Here is an 18,046-nt window from a genome sequence, read left to right as displayed (position 1 = left end):
GAAATCTCCTCAAGCTAAAGATGTAGCGTACTGCGGGGTATATAAGGTGCGGCACCGGGTGATTCAACCGAGTGACTATTTCAAACTGTGTCCTACAGCGAATTCCCGAGTCTGCAGGTCATTGCCCACGGCCAGAACCGAAAGGGATTACAGCCAGCCGCTACCCGCCGCCACTGCGCCAGAGGCGGGTGGGCCCTATGAATCGCAAGTGTAGAAGGCGCAGCGAGGCGGGGAGAGCAGAAGTGTTGCTGAATCAGACAGTGCGCAACGTTCGGGCCGTTGCGCACCGTCGACCGGTTACTGGCGGTAGGACTTGAGGAAGTTGCCGATGCGTCCGATGGCCATCTCGAGATCGTCGACGCGGGGCAGGGTCACCACGCGGAAGTGATCCGGCCACGGCCAGTTGAAGGCCGTACCTTGCACCACCAGCAGCTTCTCGGAGAGCAGCAGGTCGAGAACGAATTTCTCGTCGTTGTGGATCGGGCAGACTTTCGGGTCGATCCGCGGGAACGCATACAGCGCGCCCATCGGCTTGACGCAACTGACGCCCGGAATGTCGTTGAGCAATTCCCAGGTACGGTTGCGCTGCTCCAGCAGGCGACCTTGCGGCAGCACTAGGTCATTGATGCTCTGATAGCCGCCGAGGGCGGTCTGGATCGCATGCTGACTCGGCACGTTGGCACACAGGCGCATGTTGGCCAGCATGTCGATGCCTTCGATGTAGCTCTGGGCATTGTGTTTCGGCCCGGAGATGGCGATCCAGCCGGAGCGGAAACCCGCCACGCGGTAGGACTTTGACAGACCGTTGAAGGTCAGGCACAGCAGGTCCGGGGCCAGCGAAGCGGTGCAGATGTGTACGGCGTCGTCGTAGAGGATCTTGTCGTAGATCTCGTCGGAGAACACCACCAGATTGTGCGCGCGGGCGATTTCCAGCATGCCCAGCAACACTTCTTTCGAATACACCGCGCCAGTCGGGTTGTTCGGATTGATGATCACCATGGCCTTGGTGTTCGGGGTGATCTTGGCCTTGATGTCGGCCAGATCAGGGAACCAGTCGGCGCCCTCGTCGCACAGATAATGCACGGCGTTACCGCCGGCCAGGCTCACGGCGGCGGTCCACAGCGGGTAGTCTGGGGCCGGCACCAGGACTTCGTCGCCGTTGTTGAGCAGCGCCTGCAGTGACATCACGATCAGCTCGGACACGCCGTTGCCCAGGTAAATGTCTTCGATGCCGACACCTTCGACATTCTTCTGCTGGTAGTACTGCATCACTGCCTTACGGGCACTGAACAGGCCTTTGGAGTCGCTGTAGCCTTGGGCGGTCGGCAGGTTGCGGATCACATCCTGAAGAATTTCGTCCGGCGCTTCGAAACCAAACGGCGCCGGGTTGCCGATGTTCAGCTTGAGGATGCGCTGGCCTTCCTCCTCCAGACGTTTGGCGTGCTTGAGCACCGGGCCGCGAATGTCGTAGCAGACGTTGGCGAGCTTGTTCGATTTGCTGAACTGCATGGCGATGTGATCCCGAAAATGAACGATCCAGACGGCGGATGGCCAACCGTACTGGGATTCCTGCGTCTTCGCACAGGCGGAGTCTTGCGCCATGGCGCCGAGAATCCGTTTGAATGCGCCCGGTCTGGCTGCCAGACTGGCGTGTGACGAGGCGCAATCATACGTGCCACCCGATCCGTGGAAAAGGTACAGATCGGGCTTTTTCAGCCGCTGAGGTGTGATGATGGAAAAGTTGGAAAAAACCCTTGAAGAATGGCGGGCGATGCTCGACCCCGAGCAGTACAACGTATGCCGTCTCAGTGCGACCGAACGGCCGTTTTCCGGCAAATACAACGACACCAAAACCGACGGTGTCTATCACTGCGTCTGCTGCAATGAGCCTCTGTTCGACTCCAAGACCAAATTCGATTCCGGCTGCGGCTGGCCAAGCTTCTATGCGCCGATCGGCGAAAGCGCCATGACCGAGATCCGCGATACCAGCCACGGCATGATCCGCACCGAGGTCAAATGCGCCCGCTGTGATGCGCATCTGGGCCACGTGTTCCCCGATGGCCCGCCACCGACCGGCCTGCGTTATTGCATCAACTCGGTGTGCCTGAATCTCGAGCCGCGCGAGTAAGCGGACAGGCGACCTGCGGGTCGCCATTCGGATAATTAAATTGCACACAATTTAATTGCTCGCTATGTTTGGCCTTTTCCGATAACCCGCGGAGCCGACCCATGAGCGACAACCTGCTGAATATCCCCGTCACCACCATCAAGGGTGAGCAAAAGACCCTGGCCGATTTCGCCGGCAAAGCGGTGTTGGTGGTCAACACCGCCAGCAAATGCGGCTTCACCCCGCAATACAAAGGCCTGGAAGAGCTGTGGCAGACCTACAAGGATCAGGGCCTGGTGGTATTGGGATTCCCGTGCAATCAGTTCGGCAAGCAGGAGCCGGGCAACGAGGGGGCGATCAGCGAGTTTTGTGAGTTGAACTACGGCGTGAGTTTCCCGCTGTTCAAGAAGATTGACGTCAACGGCAGCGATGCACATCCGCTGTTCGTGCAGTTGAAAAAGCGCGCTCCGGGTTTGCTCGGTTCCCAAGGCATCAAGTGGAACTTCACCAAGTTCCTGATCGGCAAGGATGGTCAGTTGGTCAAGCGTTTCGCCCCGACCACCAAACCGCAGGAGCTGAGCGGCGAGATCGAAGCCCTGCTCAAATGAACAGCCTGCCCGTCGATTCGCTGAAGCTCGACAGTCAGTTGTGCTTCAAGTTGTACGCCGCGTCCCGGGCGGTGATTCGCGCTTACAAGCCGATGCTCGATCAGCTCGGCCTGACCTACCCGCAGTACCTGGCGATGCTGGTGCTCTGGGAATGGCAGGACAGTGCGCCGGAGCAACCGACGGTCAAGGCTTTGGGCGAGCGCCTGGCGCTGGACTCCGGCACCCTGACGCCTTTGCTCAAGCGTCTTGAACAATTGCAGTTGGTGCAACGCCAGCGTTCGGCGCGCGACGAGCGTGAAGTGCATCTGAGCCTTACCGCGCAAGGCCGAGCGCTGCGCGAGCAGGTCGGGCCGCTCAAGGCCCGCTTGTTGTGCGACAGCGGGGTGGATCTCGATCGGCTCAACGATTTGCGTAATGGCCTCGATCATTTGCTGGGACAGATCAAAGCGCTGACGTAGCCGGCATCCACTGGTCGAGCAGGGCCGCCAGCTCTTCGCGGCGGAATGGCTTGGCCAGGTAATCGCTCATGCCGGCGGCGCGACAGCGCTCGCGCTCCTCGGACATGGCGTTGGCGGTGAGCGCGACGATTGGCAAATTCGGCCAGCGCCCGCTCTGGCGGATCTGCCGGCTCGCTTCGTAGCCGTCCATTACCGGCATGTTGCAGTCCATCAGTACCAGATCGAACTCATCGTGCTCCAGTTGATCCAGCGCCTCGGCACCGTGGGCAGCGACCACCACGTCGCAACCGAGCTTGCCGAGCATGCCTTTGGCCACCAACTGGTTGACCGGATTGTCCTCCACCAGCAGCACCCGTCCACGGCGCTGGACGGGCAGGCTCTCGAGGCGTGCATCGTTGATTGTGGCGATATCGGACAGCAGGATGCGCCGCAGGATCTGATACAGCGCGTTGCGTGCCAGCGGTCGGGCTTGTTGCTGCAATGGCGCCAGCGCGGCGGCTTCTTCGCCGGGCATGAAACTGCCGTAAGCGGTTACGACGAGGATCGGTGCGCTGATGGTCGGGCGCAGACTGAACAGACATTCCGGGCAATCGGTGATCAGCAGATCGGGTGACAGGCCCAGCAACGGGTCATCCATGGTGCGCTGCTCATAGCTCACGCCCCACACCGGCAATAATGTCTTGAGCAGTTCCGCCAGCCCGCTGCTGGCGGCCGTGATCGCCAGTACCTTGCCGTGCAGTGGCGGCGGCATGACCGCCCGGGTGTGACACGGCAGTGGCAGATCGGCACAGAACTGACTGCCGAAACCGGCCTCGGAACTGATGGTCAGCCGGCCTTGCATGGCCTCGCACAGGTTGTAGGTCAACGCCAGACCGAGGCCGGTGCCGCCGTACTGCCGGGTGATGCCGGCGCCGGCCTGGGTGAACGGCTGGAAAATTTTCACCTGGGCATCCTGAGCGATGCCGATGCCGGTATCGCAGACTCCGATGCGCACCCCGTCCTTGTGGGCGGATAGGCGCACATCGACCCGGCCGAAACGGGTGAACTTCAGGGCATTGGACAACAGGTTGCTGACGATCTGCCGTACCCGGGTCGGATCCCCAAGCACCAGCGCGGGGAAGTGCGGGTCGATCAGGCAGGTCAGCTCGACGCTCGGCGCGGCGTTCTGCGACAGCAGGTTGGCGGTGTCTTCGATCAGTGAGCCGAGATCGAACGGGATGTGTTCCAGCTCCAGTTGCCCCGCATCGAATTTGGACAGGTCGAGAATGTCGTTGAGCAGCTCCACCAGCACCTTGCCCGAGTCATGGGCAATCGACAGCTGTTGCTGCTGCTCGGCATTCAGCGGCCCGTCGAGGGACAGGGCGATCATCCCCAGCAGGCCGTTGAGCGGGGTGCGGATCTCGTGGCTCATGTTGGCGAGAAATGCCGAGCGCGCTTCGGCCATGTCCAGTGCGGTGCTGCGGGCGACTTCCAGTTCTTCGTTGGACTGGCTGAGCCGGGTATTGATGGCCTTGAGCTCGGCGGTGCGGGCCGAGACGATGTGCTCCAGTTGCCCGAGGTAATCGGTGAGGCGGTTTTCCGCGTTGCGCCGTTGCTGGATTTCCGTGGCGATATTGTCGAACTGCTGGTTGGCGACTTTGACCAGTACGCCGATCTCGTCGTTGGCGTGGCCGGCCGGGCATTCCAGGGTCGTCGGCTCTGCACTGCGTGCGTCACGTGCGCTGAGTTCCCGGATCAGGCGCACCAGTGGCTTGGTCAGCATCACGTAGAACAGCGCCAACAGGATCCCGGTGAGAATCAGGCTGCGGGCAAAGCCGTTGAGCAGGGTGACTTCGGCGCGGCGCAGAAACCGGCTGCCGAACGCGTAGGTATCGACCTCCAGGCTCAGCGTACCCAGTGATTCTTCGGGCAGGTGGTCGAGGTACAGACGGTCTTCGAACTGGCGCTTGGCACCGAACAGGAAGTCGCTGATCACCCGATAACCGCTTTGCAGCTCCGGGCGCCTGACGTTGGCCAGGACGTTGCCGTTGTTGTCGGTCAGTTGCGCCGAGATGATCGCCGGCGAACGCAACAGGCCCAGGGTCAGCTCCTGCGCCAGTTCCGCATCGATGTTGTAGGCGATTCGCGACGCCGGATTGTGGCTGATTTCCAGCAAAGACAGGATTTCACGGTTGATGGAGGCGTCTTCGCTGGCATAATCGATGCCGATTTGCAGCAGGCTGAGCAGCGTGCCCAGAACGAACCCGACCAGCACCGTGAATCTGGCTTGCTTGTATGACAGCCGGTGGGTGAATTTGATATCCATGGGGTGTTGAACCACTTCCGTTTCCCTTCGCTGCTCAAGCATAGTCGATCATGTATGGATACCGAGGTTCCCGAAGCGCCTTGTAACAAGGCTTGAACGGGGATTGCGATCTGTCTGTCGTCGCTGGATCGACATCATCACTGTGAACGTGCCCGAGGAGAAGACGTGGATTCCCGATTGAATGCTTTTCTTGAACGCGCCGAGTCGGTTCTGGCGCGGATCGAACCCTTACTGCCGGCGCCGCGTCCCCTGATCGACTGGGAAACCTGCCTGGCCGCGCGCTGGCAGCGTGACGGGCGCAGCGGCTATTTGCTGCCGCTGGAAGTCAGCCTCGACATGCGCCTGTCCGATCTGATCGGTGTCGACCGTCAGTTGGAGCAGCTGGGCCGCAACACGCAACAGTTTCTCGACGGCATGCCGGCCAACCATGCGCTGCTCTGGGGCTCGCGCGGCACCGGCAAATCCTCGCTGGTGCGCGCGTTGCTGGCCGAACACGCCAAGGCCGGCCTGCGTTTGATCGAGATCGAACGCGACCATCTGGCCGACCTGCCACGTGTGGTCGAGCAGATCGCCAAACTGCCGCAACGCTTCGTGCTGTTCTGCGATGACCTGTCGTTCGAATCCGGCGAAGGCGATTACCGCGTGCTGAAAAGTGTGCTCGACGGCTCGCTCGAACAAGCCCCGGACAACGTTTTGCTGTACGCCACGTCCAACCGCCGCCATCTGGTGCCGGAAAAGGAAAGCGACAACGAAAACTGGAAACGCGTCGACGGCGAGCTGCATCCGAGTGAAGCGGTGGAAGACAAGATTGCCTTGTCGGACCGTTTCGGCCTGTGGCTGTCGTTTTATCCGTTTACCCAGGAACACTTCCTCAACGTCGTCGAACACTGGATCGGCCAGTTGGCGGCCAAGGCCGGCTTGAGCTGGCAACGCGATGAAGAGCTGGAGATCCTCGCCGTGCGCTGGGCAACCGGGCGCGGCAATCGCAACGGACGTTGCGCGTACCAATTCGCCCGTTACTGGGTGGGACTGAAATTGCTGGAGCACAAGGCATGATTGATTTGCAACAAAGCGGCCAGGGCCTCGAAGGCTATGGCATGTTGGCCGCACAACTGGAATCGCTGCTGGCGGACGAGCGCGATTTCATCGCCAACGCCGCGCAGTTTTCGGCGTTCCTGTTCAACCAGCTCGACGATTTGAACTGGGCCGGTTTCTACCTCAATCGCAACGAAGAACTGGTGCTTGGCCCGTTCCAGGGCCAGATCGCCTGCGTGCGCATTCCGTTCGGCCGCGGTGTGTGCGGTGCGGCAGCGGCCAGTCGGCAGACCCAGCGGGTTGAAGACGTGCATGCCTTTCCCGGGCACATCGCTTGCGACAGCGCCTCGAACAGCGAGCTGGTGGTGCCACTGGTCAAGGACGGTCGGTTGATCGGCGTACTTGATCTCGACAGCCCGAAACTCGCGCGTTTCGGCACCGACGATCAGGCCGGCATTGAACAACTGGCGGCGATCTTCCTGCGTCTGACCGACTGCTGATCAGGCACTCAGGCCAGCCTTGCGCAACAGGCTGGCCGGATCCACCGCATCGATCTGGCGCGGATCGAGAAACCGCGCGGCGTACTGCATGTACACCCCATCGTTGATGAACAGCGCAAACAGCTCGGGGTCGATGTGCGCCTCGCGGGACATGGTGGCCATGATTCCCAGGGCTTCGTTCAAGGATTTGGCCTTCTTGTACGGCCGATCCGCCGCTGTCAGCGCCTCGAAAATATCGGCAATCGCCATCATCCTCGCCGGCAGGCTCATGTCTTCGCGCTTCAGGCGTTTGGGATAGCCGCTGCCGTCCATTTTTTCGTGATGCCCACCGGCGATTTCCGCAACGCTGTCCAGGTGCCCGGGGAAGGGCAGGTGGCTGAGCATCAGGATCGTCTGCACCATGTGGTGATTGATGATGTAGCGCTCCTCGCGGGTCAGCGTGCCCCGGGCAATGCTCAGGTTGTACAGTTCGCCGCGATTGTATTTATAACGTGGCACATCCAGTTTGAACCCCCACGGATTGTCTTCCGGAATCAATTCGCTGTCGGCGCGTTCGATCAGATGTTCGGGCTTGTCCGCCAGCAGTGGCTCGCTGACCGGCAGATTCGCCGCCGGCGTTTGCGCCTGGCGGCGGTTTTCCTCCCATGACACCCCCAGGCGATCATCGAGGGTGCGCGTCCAGCGCCGCTCGGCAATGCGCTCAAGGCGCTGCAGATCGGCGGGCGCCATGGCCTCACCGCCCAGATTGCAGCGGGCGACAAAGGCAAAGTCGTCATCCAGTTGCGTCAGTGTGGCGTCACGCAGTTCGCTCAATTGCGCCTCGTTGCCGCCCAGCGCCAGTGCCTGCCAGTAGCTGATCCAGGCATCGCGCTTGAGCACTTCGAAACGGGTGCGGATTTCGTGGATGCGATCGTTGAGGGTTTCCAGTTTGGTCGCTTTGTCGACGACATATTCCGGCGTCGTGACCTTGCCGCAATCGTGCAGCCAGGCCGCAATGTGCAGGGCTTCCCATTCGTCTTCAGTGGGCTGATAGCTCTGGAACGCCGGCGCCTGGCTGGCGGCCGCGGCCTGCGCGAGCATCAGGGTCAGTTCCGGCACGCGCTGGCAGTGGCCGCCGGTGTAGGGGCTCTTGGCGTCGATGGCGCCGGCCAGCAACTGAATGAACGCGTCGAGCAACTGCTTCTGCTTTGCTTGCAGGCGCTGACTTTCGATACTCACCGCCGCCGCGCCGGACACGGCTTGCAGGAAGGCGATGCGGTCCGGGCGCAGCTTTTCCAGATCCTGAGCGCTGCCGCTGTCGTTGATCAGCAGAATCAACAGGCCGATGGTTTCGTTGTGCCGATTACGCAGGCGGATCCCGATCAGGTGGATGCGCGGCGACTGCATGGCCAACAGGACTTTCTGCAAGTCCCCGGCCTGCTCGAAGCCAAGGCTGCTGACCACATTGTCAGCGTTGATCAGTTGCTGAAACCACGCTGGCCCTTGATCGGCCAGAAGATCCCGGCCCAGCACAGCGAACTCGCCCGGCTCGTGCGAGGCGCCATCAATGACCAGTCCGTAAGGCTCCATTCGGTTGCCATCGCTTTCGCGCAGATAGATCAAGCCTGCCTGGGCCTGGGCGATCTGCACCGTTTCGAACAGCACCCGTTGCAGCAGCGGGGCGAAGCGGGTTTCGGCGCAGAGGCTGTCGGTGATGCGGAAGAAACTGGCGAGCGTGTCCTTCATGCGCGCCATCGACAGGCTCAACTGGTCAACCTCCAGCACCGGCGAGCGACGGGTGACCGGAAAGTTGAAATCGAAACTGCGGATCGCGTCGGCTTCCTTGACCAGCGCATGCAGTGGTTTGACCAGAATCCGCGAGATCAGCCAGCCCAGCGGCAGACACAGCAACAGCGTCGCCAGGGTGATCAACGCGCCTTGCCAGCGCATGCGGTAGGCATCGGCGAGCAATTCGTCCTCCGGCACCAGCAGGGCCATCTGCAAACCTTTCGGCCCGCCTTCCTGCAGGGTGCTGCGGGCGACGATCCAGTGGCGCCCATCAACATCGAGCCGTTTGTCCTTATGCTGCGTGGTCAGCAACGCGTGCAGATTCGGGCTGAGGTCGGCCGCTTTGGCCAGGCGTGCGCTGCTGCCGTCGACAATCAGCCGGCTGCTGTCCGGATAGGCCACCGCATTGCCATCGGCATCGAACAGCACGATTTCGGTCGACGGGGTGACCACATGCTTGGTCAAGGTGGCCGAAAGTGCCTCCAAAGTCAGATCGGCACCGATCACGCTGGTTGCGCTGCTGCGTCGGGCCAGGGTGGTGCCCACATTGTGCGTGGAAAAAAATACATAGGGTTCGGTGGTGATCTGGTCGCCCTGTTGCAGGGCGTTGATATACCAGGCGCGAGTGCGCGGGTCGTAGCGGTCGTCGGGGTTGTCCTGACGCCCGATGGGGCTCAGCGCCTGGTCGAAAAACAGTGACTGCGACGAAGCAGCGCCGCCGGCATCGTGTTCGATGCTCCAGACCTGATAGGCCGCTGTTGGTGGCGCCTTGAGCAAGGTTTTCAGCGCGCTGGTGCGCAAGGGCCGAACCATGAAGAAGTCGCCGTTGCCGTAGCCCAGATACAGCGAGGCGAGATCGGTGTTGTCCTTGAGCGCCTGACTGAACGGCTTGAGCAGCGCCAGACGCTGTTGCAGGTTCGGCGCCCCGGCCGCCTGGTTGTGGGCCAGCAGGCTCAGCAGATGCCGGATCGGTTCGTAAGTCGAATGCAGATCCAGGCGCACGTCCTGCTCGATGCGATTAAACAGGTTTTCGCTGCTCGACAGAATGATCCGGGTAGTCTGGCGATAGTTGAACAACCCCAGCACAACGCCCGTCAGCAACAGCAGAAAGGTGAACATGACGCTGATGTGCACGTGCAACGGGAACCGGCGTCGATCCGGGCGCAGTGGGCTGGGCATTGCTGACTCTCCATTGAAGTAAACACACTGCTCAGCGTCCAAGCATAGTTAAGGCTCGGTCATTGTGCTTTCTTCGAACGGTTCCAGTTGTTGCCGCAACGCCTGTTCCAGTTCGATCATGGCTGCGTCGGTGGCCTCGACGCAGCGCACGATGGTCGCTGCGGGCGTTGTCTGCATGCAGGCCTGTTCGAGCGCGTCGCAGCAGGCGATCAGGCGCGAGGCCTGGGCGATCCGGGCCGCGCCCTTGATCTTGTGGGCGACCAGCGCCACTGCCTGCCGATCATTGCAGGTGGCCAGGGCTAATAATTCCTCGCGATCGAGACGGCTGCTCTTGAGCAATTGTGTGAGCAGACGCCGGACTTGCAGCGGGTTGCCGCCAGTCAACTGACTCAACCCGTCAAGATTGAATGCCGGCTCAAGCACTGCGGGCTGCAAACCATTGATCCAGTGGCTCAGTGCGCTGAGGCTCAACGGTTTGAACAGGCAGTCATTCATGCCGGCTTGTTTGCAGCGCTGTACTTCTTCAGGCTGCGCGTTGGCCGTGAAACCCAGCACGGTGCACGGAGGGCGACCAGTGCGTTGTTCCTGCTGGCGGATTGCCTCGGTCAGTTCGTAGCCGTTCATCAACGGCATGTTGCAGTCAGCAATAACCAGGTCGAATGCACCGGTCTGCCATTTCTCGAATCCACTTCGACCCTCTTCGGCGAGGGTAAAACGGTGCCCGAGGAACTCCAGTTGCTGGCACATCAGCAGGCGATTGGCCGGATGATCGTCGACCACCAGAATGTTCAGTGGTGCAGAGGTTTGCAGCACAGGCTGGGTTTTTGCCGTGGTCACCAGGCACGGCAGCGTTTGCAGCGGCAGCGACAGGCAGACCTGGGTGCCGATCCCCGGCTGGCTGCTCAACTGCAGTTGCCCACCCATCATTTCACACAGGTTGCGGCAGATCACCAGCCCCAGGCCTGCGCCGCTGCGAGCTTGCTGCCGGCCACTGTCGGTCTGGGCGAACGGCTCGAACAGGCGTTGTTGATCTTCGATGCTGATGCCGACCCCGGTGTCCTGGATCGTCAACTGAACGAGCGAGCGTTGGCCCGGCCCGTTGGGCAGCACATCCAGATTGATCCGCACCTGCCCGGACTCAGTGAATTTGATGGCATTGCTGATCAGGTTCGACAGGATCTGCTTGAAGCGCAACGGATCCAGTTCCACGTCGACCTGCAGCCCGGGCGGATTGATGATCAGCGGCAGGAGGAGGTTTTTCTGGCGGGCGAGGCCGTCAAAGATTCTGACCACCGATGCCACTGTTTCGACCAGATTGACCCGTTCGGGGCTCAGGCTCAGGTGCCCGGACTCGATCCGCGCGATATCGAGAATGTCGCCGATCAGGCCCAGCAGGTCCTTGGCCGAGCAGTAGGCGGTTTCGATGGAGGAGCGATCCGGAGCCTGATCATTCATGCGTTCGAGCGTCAGTTCGAGCATGCCGATGATGGCATTCATCGGCGTGCGGATTTCGTGGCTCATGGTGGCCAGAAAGGTACTTTTGGCGCGGTTGGCGTTGTCCGCCTGCTCCTTGGCCCTGCGCAGTTCATCGAACAACTGGCGACGTTCACTGATGTCGATCCAGCCGCCGATGATCCCTTGTACATCGCCGCTGGAATCGCGGTACGGCAGGATCCAGTGGTAGATCGTCAAACGCCGGCCACCGATGTGCAGCGGTCGATCGAGCAGCAGAGGCGTGCCTTCGGCCACCACCCGCTGGTAATCCGCCTGGTATGCCTGGGCTTCGAACGCGTTGCTCAGGGTGCCCTGCATGACACTTTTGCCGATCACGTCTTCGCGTTTGGCGTTGAAGGCCTCGAGGTAGCTGTCATTGCAGCTTTGCAGCAGACCCTGGCGGTCGCGCACGTAGATCGGGTGAGGGGTGCCGTTGACCAGTGAGCGCATGAATTCGAACTGATCATTGAGTGCCCGTTCGGCGGCCTGGCGTTGCTTGATCTGGCGACGCATGTAGGCGTTCCACAACAGCGACAGCAACAGCAGCAGGCAGGCCGCGCCGATCAATTGGTAAAACAGGCGTTTGTAGTGATGCCAGTTGCTTTGTGCCGCATTGGAGAAACCGCGCCAGCGGCTGTTGATGACTCCCAGTTCCTCCGGTGTGATGCTCAGCAGTGCCTTGTCGATGATCGACCCCAACTCGGCATTGTCACGGGCGCTGGCCAGCGAAAAGGCCGCCTGACGTGTGCCCAGGGTGGTGGTGATCTGCAACTGATGTTCGAAGATCCGCGACGAAATCAGATAATTGGCAATCACCAGCGAGGCGACGGCGCCATCGGCCTTGCCTTCGGCGAGCAAGGTTGCGGCACCGAAAGTGTCGGAGGTTTCGATCAGGTGGATGTTGGGGAATTCGCGGCGCAGGTAATCGGCCATGGGACTGCCTTGGGCAATCGCCAGGTATCGGTCCTTGAGCTGGGTGGGATGTGTCGGGCTGTCAGCGGATTTGCGCGTCAGCAGGACGAAGGAGTTTTCCAGATAGGGACGGCTGAATTGCAGGGTCTTTTCCCGTTGGGGACTGGGTAGCAACGCGGCGATCAGATCCGCCCGATGCTGATTGATCTGCTCGATCATTTCACCGTCACTGCGGCTGCGGACCAGTTCGAAGCGCAGGCCGGTGCGCAGGCGCAGCAGTTCGAGCAGGTCGGCGGTGATGCCTCGCAGGTTGCCGTCGCTGTCGAAGAATGTCAGCGGCGCGAACGCCTCGTTGACGACGACGCGCAGCACCGGGTGCTGTTTGAGCCACTGTTCTTCATGGTGGGTCAATTGCAGCTTCTGGTCGGTCAGCAGAATGTCGCTGCCGGCGCTCCAGCGCTTGGCGATGTTGTCCCGTTCGCTGGCCGGTATGGCTTGCAGCACGGTGTTGATGATCGCCAGCAACTGCCGGTTGTCGGCGTGAACGGCAAAGCTGAAACCGTGGGCTTCCTGTTTGCCGAAATTGGCCATGCGAATGTTGTTCAGATAGCCCTTGTTGATCATGTAGTGGGTGGAAATGGTGTCGCCCAGAAACACGTCAGCCTGATCGAAAGCTACCGCGTTGATTGCGTTTTGATAGGAGGGATAGGACGTCAGGATGGCTTTGGGATACTGCGCCTTGACCTCATCCTGGGGCAGATAGTGATAGACCATACTCAGCCGCAGACCGGCCAGGCCTTCAGTCAGTGAGCGGGTCTCGCCTTCGCGGGTAACCAGGACCGGCTGATCGATGGCGTAAGGCGTTGAAAGCAGGATGTTCGCGTTACTGGCCTCGAAACCGTTGGCCGTCCCGAGCATGTCGACCTGACCTGCAATCAACGCGTGCAAGGCGGCTTCCCGCGAGGCAAAGCGCTTGACCCGTATTGGCAACCCGACAGCCTGTTCGAGCAGACCGGCGTAGTCGGCAGTGAACCCTTCGTAATCACGACCGCTGGCGGTCATGTCGAACGGCGGATAGTCCGGTGCGGAAGTGCCCAGTACCAGTTCGCCGCGAGCCTCAAGCCATTGCCGTTGTGCGGGTTCAAGGGACACGGACGGCGCTTCGTGGCCCGAGCGGCTGCGCAGCACATAATCTTGCTCGGTGACGGAGCTGGCAGACACCTGAGTCGTCAGGCACAGGCTGACGCAACATATGGCGAGATAGATCTTTAAACGACTGGGCATTCAGGCTCTCACACTAGCGCGTTGCGTTTGGCCATCTCGATCAGTTCCACCAGAGATCTGGCCTTGAGTTTTTGCATCAGGCGCTTCTTGTAGGTACTGACTGTCTTGTTACTGAGAAACATGCCCTTGGCTATTTCCTTGTTGGTGCGTCCCTGGGCAAATAATTGCAAGACCATCAGCTCGCGGTCATTGACGGATTTGAATAACTCCAGTTCGGCATAACGTACGTCATCGATGCGTACCGGATTCAATGCCTGGCTGGGGAAATAGTTGTAACCGGAAAGTACCGCCTTGATCGCACTGACCAGTTCACTCAAGTCTTCCTCTTTGCAGACATAACCGGATGCGCCGGACTGCATGCAGCGAATGCCGAACAGCGTCGGGCATTGCGCCGTCAATACCAGGGTCTTGAGCGGGGTGCCCATGGCGTTGAAACGGGCGAGAACTTCCAGGCCGTCGAGCTTGGGTATGCTGATATCGAGGATGATCAGGTCGGGCATGCATTCGCGGACCATCTGCATGGCATCGACCCCGTTATCGGTTTCGCCGACGACCTTGTAACCTTCATGCTCGAGCAGCATTCGAACGGCAAGCCGGATGACGGGGTGATCATCGACAATAAAAACGGAGTTCATAATCAAATCCCATACGTGCGCGAATAAAGGGCGCACCTTAGCTCAGATAAATGAGCTGCCGCATGAACTCCCGTGGCTGTTGCGGCAATATAGGATTAGTCCTACGCACTAAAAGGAAACTGACTACGATCAAACTCTGTGTCGCGTAAGGAAGTGTTGAGCTGTTTTGTTTATCTGAATGTTTTAAGTTGCTTGTAGAACCTTGAATAAACAAGCTCTTGTTTGCGCAGTTGGTTGTTAAATGGATTTACCTTTCAGTCGATCCATTCGCCTTAGACCAAAGAACCGGTTCAATCGAGCCTCGCTCAGCCGGGCAGTTGCCCGACCCGGTTGAGCAACGTTTGCTGTCAGTGGCTGGAACGTCCGGTCATTTCCAGCGCCATGTCACTGGCGTAGCTGTCGGTCATCCCGGCGATAAAGTCGATCATGCGCAGAAACGAGGTGTGCAACGGGCCATGGGGATCCGGCGCGTTGTTGCCCAGCAGGTCGAGGATACGGCGGCTCTTGAACGATGGCGTGCGACCGCCATGTTGCTCCAGCGCTGCGCCGCAGAATGCGTTGAGGAGGATTTCCAGCGTGGTATAGGCGCCGATTTCATGCAGCGTCTTGCGCTTGTCCTGGAAGATCTTCTTGCGGGCGATGTCCTTGGCGTTCAGTACGCAGCGTTTGGCCGGGCCGTGCATGTGTTCCACCAGGTCGCCGTGCAGGGTGCCGGCCAGCAGCGCATCCTGTTGCTCGACGAATGCCCGGGCGGCGGCGTTGGTCAGGTGCTCGATGGCCTTGCCGCGCAGGATCGCCAGTTTGCGTCGACGCGAATCCAGCGGGCCGAGCTGGCGATAGGTTTCCGGCAGATCGTCTCCCACCAGACCGAGCAGCAGCGATTCGACTTCCGCGTACTCCAGCAACTCCATTTCCAGGCCGTCTTCGAGGTCGATCAGCGCATAGCAGATGTCGTCGGCGGCCTCCATCAGGTACACCAATGGGTGGCGCGCCCAGCGCTGGTCTTCCAGTTGCGGCAGGCCGAGCTTGTGGGCGATCTGCTCCAGCAGCGGCAGTTCACTCTGATAGCAGCCGAACTTGTGTTTCTTGTAGCCCAGCGAGTCGGCGTGGCGCGCGGTCCACGGATACTTCAGATAGGTGCCGAGGGTCGCGTAAGTGAGGCGGGTGCCACCGTCGAACTGGTGATACTCAAGCTGAGTCAGCACGCGGAAACCTTGCGCATTGCCCTCGAAATTGAGGAAGTCAGCGCGCTCGGCTTCGCTCATTGCGTCGAGCCAGCCGCGCCCGGCTGCTTGCTGGAACCAGTGACGAATCGCGTCCTCACCTGAGTGGCCGAACGGCGGATTGCCGATGTCATGGGCCAGGCAGGCCGACTGCACGACCATGCCCAGATCGCTCGGTTCGCACCAGTCGGGCAGGGCGCTGCGCAAGGTTTCCCCGACGCGCATGCCCAGCGAGCGCCCGACGCAGCTGACTTCCAGCGAGTGGGTCAGACGGGTGTGGATGTGGTCGTTACTCGATACCGGATGCACCTGGGTCTTGCGCCCCAATCGGCGGAAGGCGCCGGAGAAGATGATGCGGTCATGGTCTTTGTGGAACGGGCTGCGGCCCAGTTCTTGCGGGCTGTGCAGCGGTTTTCCAAGGCGTTCGCGGTTGAGCAGGGTCTGCCAATCCAAGGCTGGTTCTCTCCGTCGGTGACTGGGATGACTGTTGCCCTAGCTTCCCGGTTCAGGCCCGCACCTGCAAGCGGAACTACAGGCCTGCGGCATCGATATCGATCAGCAGCAGGCGCTCGCCGTTATCGAAGAACTGCCCGGCGGTCAGGCAATACTGGTTGCTGGTGGCATCGCGATAGGTGCTGGACAGGGTCAGGCGTCGCTCTTCCCAGCCCTCGGCGAGCAAATGATAAAAGTACGGACGCCATGACCAGTTGTGGCCCAGATAGCGGTTATCGGCGACCCAGCCGTTGTTGCGCCATTCGAGGTTGGGCGTGAGTTGGGTGCCGTGACGGTCGCATTGGTAGAACCGCAGCAACCACGGAAAGGCTTCGAGTTGCGGCAGCGCACTGAGCGGGGCGTGAGCCTGAGCCCAGGCCTGGAGGATCGCCATCAGTTCGCCGAGTTGCTGGCGCATCTGCATCAGGCGCCCGCGTTCGGCCAGTTTCTGCCGCACGTAACGCTGGCGCAATTCGGCGAAGCGCTGCACGAAGGCGTCGGTCGGATAGAACGCTTCCTGCGCCCGGGCGAACAGGAAACCCTGAACGTAGCGCGAACCGCATTCCAGGGCGAAATTGAGCTGGGCCTCGGTTTCCACGCCTTCGGCAATAATCCAGCAGCCGGTCTTCTCGGCCATTTGCGCCAGTGCCTTGACCACGTCACTGCTCGGCCCGCCCAGTGCGGCAGCCTGAAACAGGCGCATGTCGAGTTTGAGAATGTCCGGCTGCAAGGCCAGCACCCGATCGAGCTGCGAGTAACCGGCGCCGAAGTCATCGATAGCGATGCGTGCACCGGCCTCGCGATAGCGCGCGACCACTTCGGCCAGGCGCTGACCATTGCCGCCCAGTTCAGTGATCTCGAATACGATGCGTTGCGGATCGACGCCGTGGCGCAGCATCTGCTTGAGGCTGGGCAGCGGTTGATCGGCGCGCAGGCGACTGATCCAGCGCGGCGACATGTTCAGGCTGAGAAACCACTCGGCGGGGGCTTCATGCAGTCGGCTCAGGGCGTTGTCGCGGATCTGCCGGTCGAGGCGGCGCAGGGCGATGGCGGGTGTGCGTGGGTCGGCGAACAACGGCCCGACCGAGGCCAGTTGGCCGTCAGGCTGGCGCAGGCGACCCAGTGCTTCGACGCCTGCAATACGCCCGGTGGCGGTATCGATGAAAGGTTGAAAGCAGGCGAGCGGTTGCCCGTCAATCACGGGGCCTCCTTAGTCGTTCTTGTTCTGGATGAACCCGCCGACCGGGTAGGCACGCGGGATTGAACCTCGTGTTGGAGAGGTTCAATCCCGCGGATGTTGCAAGAATGCAGCCAGATGCGCCGGCTTAGCGTTTGCCCGAACTCTGCATGACCAGTTTGATCAGTGGCCCGAGGCTGGTCCCCAGACGTATCAGCCGGGTCAGCCCACCGACGCCGCCGCTTTTCGCGCCTTTGCCGGTGATGAAGCCCAGCAGGGTGACGGCGGCAACGCCCCAAAGCGGCGCGTGCTTGATGCCGAAGCCGCCTTGCAGGCTTTGCGTCATGCCGCGCATGCGCTGCAAGGGTTGCAGCACTTGCCCGGCTTCGTGGCGGATTTCCTGGCGATGCATTTCCATGCGCAGGCGGATCAACGCCTTGCGCATTTCCCGGCGCGAGCTGTTGTGTGGCAGTTCAGGCAGGCTCATGGCAGCAGGCGCTCCCGATCATTGGCCAATTCTTCCAGCGTACCGTGGAAGGGCGAGGATTCATCGAAGACTGCTGCCTTGAGACGTAAACCGCAGAAAGCGGCGGCCAGGGTGTAGAACACGCAAAGGCCGATGATCGCTGCCAGACGATAGGTATCCCAGAACACGATCAGCACCAGCGTCGACAGACCAACCAGCAACAGCAGGGCAAACACCAGTGCCAGGCCTGCGAACAGCAACAGGCTGACGGTGCGTGCTTTCTGTTCCTGCAATTCGATGCCGAACAGTTCGACATGGCTGTGTAGCAAGCCGAGAACAGCGGCGCCCAGACGCCGCGTGGAAGAGGAGGTGCCCGACCCCAGGCCGGATTCGCCGATCGACAT

14 protein-coding genes are annotated in these 18,046 nt (G+C 60.8%); 5 read left to right on the top strand and 9 right to left on the bottom strand.

Annotation, left to right across the window (positions count from 1 at the left end):
- Positions 1–297: 297 nt before the first annotated feature.
- Positions 298–1,509 (bottom strand): pyridoxal phosphate-dependent aminotransferase, encoded by a 1,212-nt coding sequence (locus AC1RBR_RS18705; protein ID WP_003226761.1) that lies wholly within the window; start codon positions 1,507–1,509, stop codon positions 298–300.
- Positions 1,510–1,732: 223 nt separating this feature from the next.
- Here AC1RBR_RS18705 and msrB point away from each other — a divergent pair, with 223 nt between their 5' ends.
- The 3 genes from msrB to AC1RBR_RS18690 all read left to right on the top strand — a co-directional run bounded on the left by msrB (position 1,733) and on the right by AC1RBR_RS18690 (position 3,173).
- Positions 1,733–2,128: a peptide-methionine (R)-S-oxide reductase MsrB gene (gene msrB, locus AC1RBR_RS18700; protein WP_115984000.1), complete on the top strand. Its 396-nt coding sequence runs from the start codon at positions 1,733–1,735 to the stop codon at positions 2,126–2,128.
- A 101-nt stretch (positions 2,129–2,229) separates the two neighbouring features.
- Positions 2,230–2,715 carry a glutathione peroxidase gene (locus tag AC1RBR_RS18695; RefSeq protein WP_095137311.1) on the top strand — a complete coding sequence of 162 codons (486 nt, stop codon included), beginning with the start codon at positions 2,230–2,232 and terminating at the stop codon, positions 2,713–2,715.
- The gene (locus AC1RBR_RS18690) at positions 2,712–3,173 is read left to right on the top strand and encodes a MarR family winged helix-turn-helix transcriptional regulator (RefSeq protein WP_253149444.1); all 462 of its coding nucleotides are present in this window, start codon (positions 2,712–2,714) and stop codon (positions 3,171–3,173) included. Before AC1RBR_RS18695 ends, AC1RBR_RS18690 begins: the two co-directional genes overlap by 4 nt.
- On the opposite strand, the gene AC1RBR_RS18685 is transcribed toward AC1RBR_RS18690, so the two are convergent.
- Positions 3,157–5,478: a hybrid sensor histidine kinase/response regulator gene (locus tag AC1RBR_RS18685; RefSeq protein WP_492566044.1), complete on the bottom strand. Its 2,322-nt coding sequence runs from the start codon at positions 5,476–5,478 to the stop codon at positions 3,157–3,159. The two genes, AC1RBR_RS18690 and AC1RBR_RS18685, sit on opposite strands and share 17 nt — an antisense overlap.
- 165 nt (positions 5,479–5,643) lie before the next feature.
- On the opposite strand from AC1RBR_RS18685, the gene AC1RBR_RS18680 reads away from it, so the two are divergent.
- Both AC1RBR_RS18680 and AC1RBR_RS18675 read left to right on the top strand, forming a co-directional pair.
- Positions 5,644–6,534: a DUF815 domain-containing protein gene (locus AC1RBR_RS18680; protein WP_115983997.1), complete on the top strand. Its 891-nt coding sequence runs from the start codon at positions 5,644–5,646 to the stop codon at positions 6,532–6,534.
- Positions 6,531–7,013: a GAF domain-containing protein gene (locus AC1RBR_RS18675; protein WP_007969095.1), complete on the top strand. Its 483-nt coding sequence runs from the start codon at positions 6,531–6,533 to the stop codon at positions 7,011–7,013. Before AC1RBR_RS18680 ends, AC1RBR_RS18675 begins: the two co-directional genes overlap by 4 nt.
- Here AC1RBR_RS18675 and AC1RBR_RS18670 read toward each other — a convergent pair whose 3' ends face one another.
- The 7 genes from AC1RBR_RS18670 to AC1RBR_RS18640 all read right to left on the bottom strand — a co-directional run bounded on the left by AC1RBR_RS18670 (position 7,014) and on the right by AC1RBR_RS18640 (position 18,046).
- A complete protein-coding gene (locus AC1RBR_RS18670; protein ID WP_492566042.1) occupies positions 7,014–9,959 on the bottom strand; it encodes an HD domain-containing phosphohydrolase in 2,946 nt (981 codons plus the stop codon).
- 48 nt (positions 9,960–10,007) lie between these two features.
- Complete coding sequence (locus tag AC1RBR_RS18665) at positions 10,008–13,649, bottom strand: transporter substrate-binding domain-containing protein (RefSeq protein ID WP_492566040.1); 3,642 nt, start codon at positions 13,647–13,649, stop codon at positions 10,008–10,010.
- 8 nt (positions 13,650–13,657) lie between these two features.
- A complete protein-coding gene (locus tag AC1RBR_RS18660; RefSeq protein WP_115983993.1) occupies positions 13,658–14,284 on the bottom strand; it encodes a response regulator transcription factor in 627 nt (208 codons plus the stop codon).
- A gap of 347 nt (positions 14,285–14,631) precedes the next feature.
- Positions 14,632–15,960 carry a deoxyguanosinetriphosphate triphosphohydrolase gene (locus AC1RBR_RS18655; RefSeq protein ID WP_492566038.1) on the bottom strand — a complete coding sequence of 443 codons (1,329 nt, stop codon included), beginning with the start codon at positions 15,958–15,960 and terminating at the stop codon, positions 14,632–14,634.
- Positions 15,961–16,036: 76 nt separating this feature from the next.
- Positions 16,037–17,200, bottom strand: coding sequence for an EAL domain-containing protein (locus tag AC1RBR_RS18650; RefSeq protein ID WP_166496825.1), 1,164 nt, complete (start codon positions 17,198–17,200; stop codon positions 16,037–16,039).
- A 124-nt stretch (positions 17,201–17,324) separates the two neighbouring features.
- The gene (locus tag AC1RBR_RS18645) at positions 17,325–17,663 is read right to left on the bottom strand and encodes a hypothetical protein (protein ID WP_047599863.1); all 339 of its coding nucleotides are present in this window, start codon (positions 17,661–17,663) and stop codon (positions 17,325–17,327) included.
- Entirely contained in the window at positions 17,660–18,046 is a 387-nt protein-coding gene (locus AC1RBR_RS18640; RefSeq protein ID WP_041069617.1) for a phage holin family protein, read from the bottom strand. The genes AC1RBR_RS18645 and AC1RBR_RS18640 overlap by 4 nt, the downstream gene beginning before the upstream one ends.

The sequence above is a fragment of the Pseudomonas sp. GW823-FHT01D03 genome, from assembly GCF_058798255.1.
The sequence above is the reverse complement of the archived record's forward strand: the minus strand, read 5'-3'. Positions and strand labels throughout refer to the sequence as shown.